Consider the following 2,265-nt stretch of genomic DNA (forward strand, 5'->3'; position numbering starts at 1 on the left):
AGGGGCGGCCGGCCGCCCCTCCTCCTCGGCTGTTTACGGCTTCGGCGTGGCGTGCGGAGCGCACGTCACATCGGCGCGGTCCAGCGCGCCGGTCAGCAGATAGGCCTTCACCCGGTCGTTGACACACGGATTGACCAGGTTGGTGATGCCGTGCGAACCGGCGTCCCGCTCCGTGATCAGACGCGAGCCCTTGAACCGCTTGTGCAGCTCGACGGCGCCCTCGTACGGCGTGGCGGCGTCACGCGTGGACTGCGTGATCAGCACCGGCGGCAGTCCCTTGCCGGTCTTGACCTCCACCGGGGTCTGCTGCTTGGCACCCCAGGTGGCGCACGGCAGGTTCATCCAGGCGTTGGCCCAGGTGAGGAACGGGTGGTCGCGGTGGAGCCGGGTGTTGTCCCGGTCCCAGGTCCGCCAGCTCGTGGGCCACTTGGCGTCGGCGCACTCGACGGCGGTGTAGACCGCGTTGCTGTTCTCGGCCTTGGCGTTGCCCACGGTGTCGGACAGATCCGGCCCGGCCGCGTCCACGAGCGCCTGGGTGTCACCGGCCAGGTAGTCGCTCCAGACGGAGGCGACCGGCACCCAGCTGGAGTCGTAGTACGGAGCGCCCTGGAAGAGGCCGATCAGCTCGGCGGGACCGACGATCCCACCGATCGGGCTCTTCTTGGCGGCGGCCCGCAGCTTCTCCCACTGACGCTCGACCTCGGCGGTGGTGGCACCGATGTGGAAGGTCGCGTCGTTCTGGGCGACCCACTTCATCCAGTCCTGGAACCGGGTCTCGAAGGCGATGTCCTGGTCCAGGTTGGCCTGGTACCAGATCTTCTCCTTCGACGGGTTCACCACGCTGTCCACGATCATCCGGCGCACATGCGTCGGGAACAGCGTGCCGTAGACCGCGCCGAGATAGGTGCCGTAGGAGACACCCAGGTAGTTGAGCTTCTTCTCGCCGAGCGCGGCCCGGATGACATCCAGGTCCCGTGCGGTGTTCGGCGTCGTCATGTGCGGCAGCATCCAGCCGCTGCGCTCCTTGCAGCCGTCCGCGTACTCGGCCGCCAGCTTGCGCTGGGCGCGCTTGTCGGCCTCGCTGTCCGGGACGGGATCGAGCTTGGGCGCCTTGACGAACTCCGTCGGATCGACGCAGGAGATGGGCGTCGAGTGGCCGACTCCGCGCGGGTCGAAGCCCACGAAGTCGTACGCCTTCGCCGCGTCCGCCCAGATGGCGTTCTTGGTGATGACACGGCGGGGGAACGCCATGCCGGAGCCACCGGGACCACCGGGGTTGTAGATCAGCGCGCCCTGGCGCTGGTCCTTGGTGCCGGTGTTGCCGATACGGTCGACGGCGAGCTTGATCTGCCGGCCGTTCGGCTTGCCGTAGTCGAGCGGCACGGTGACATAACCGCACTGGATGGGCTTCTCCAGTGACCAGTCGGCCGGGCAGTCCTGCCAGTCGATGCCCTTCTTCGCGGCCCGGTCCGCGGCGACCGTGGCGCCGTACGCCGCCGGATCGCCGTGGTGACGGCCGTCGGCGTTCGCCGGAACGGCCATCGCGCTCGCTATGAGCGCGCCCGCGAGCAGAGTGCCGGCCGAGCCGAGCACTGCTGTGCGTCTCAAGTGGAACCTCCCCCTGTGTGCCGCGCTGCCTGCGCAACGCGCGTTGATACGACTCCCCGGGATCCTTTCGTCTGTGAGGTGGCTGAGAACAGAAGGTATCGCCGATTCTTTACCGAACCAATAACCGGTGAACTCCGTCCCGCTCAGCGGTACGCACCGGTGCTCAGCACGTCGTCCAGCACGCGCCGCAACCGCAGGGCGTCGGGTGCGACGGCCGTGATCAGCACGGCGGGTCCGGCGAGCGGAGTGAGTACGGCGCTCTCCCCCAGCAGCCGTGGCGCGGCCGGTTTCTCCTCGAACTCCGGTCCGGCGAGGAGGAGTTGGCCAACGGCCCGATGGCCGCCGAGGACCGCTCCGCCGTCCCAGCCGGCGGGCGCACCGGGGCCGTAGGCAAGCTCCTGGTCGAGCAGAGGACGTCCGGCGCGCAGCACGGTGAGCCGGCTGAACAGGGTGCCGGGCTCCTCTCCGTGGCGGCCGAGGATCTGCTCCTCGCGCAGCGTCAGGCGCCCGGTGGCGGCGAGTTCGACACGGGTACGCATCCGCAGCTCGCTGCCGTACGCGGAGACGAGCTGCTCCGGCAGCCAGTTCAGCTCGGCGCTCTCGCCGACCGTCAGCCGTACGTCGTAGTGGGCGGGCCCGGCGGCGCGGCCGGGCAGG

Annotated in this window: 2 protein-coding genes; both read right to left on the minus strand. The window is 69.6% G+C overall.

The window, feature by feature from the left end; all coding sequences use genetic code 11:
- Positions 1 to 33 precede the first annotated feature (33 nt).
- Entirely contained in the window at positions 34 to 1,542 is a 1,509-nt protein-coding gene (locus tag BFF77_RS03010) for an alpha/beta hydrolase (RefSeq protein ID WP_107422054.1), read from the minus strand.
- 209 nt (positions 1,543 to 1,751) lie between these two features.
- Positions 1,752 to 2,265, minus strand: a 514-nt coding sequence (locus BFF77_RS03015) for an urease accessory protein UreD (RefSeq protein ID WP_066943511.1), incomplete at its 5' end; no start/stop codon positions are given.

Source organism: Streptomyces lushanensis, assembly GCF_001700515.1.
In the GTDB taxonomy this organism is placed as follows: domain Bacteria; phylum Actinomycetota; class Actinomycetes; order Streptomycetales; family Streptomycetaceae; genus Streptomyces; species Streptomyces lushanensis.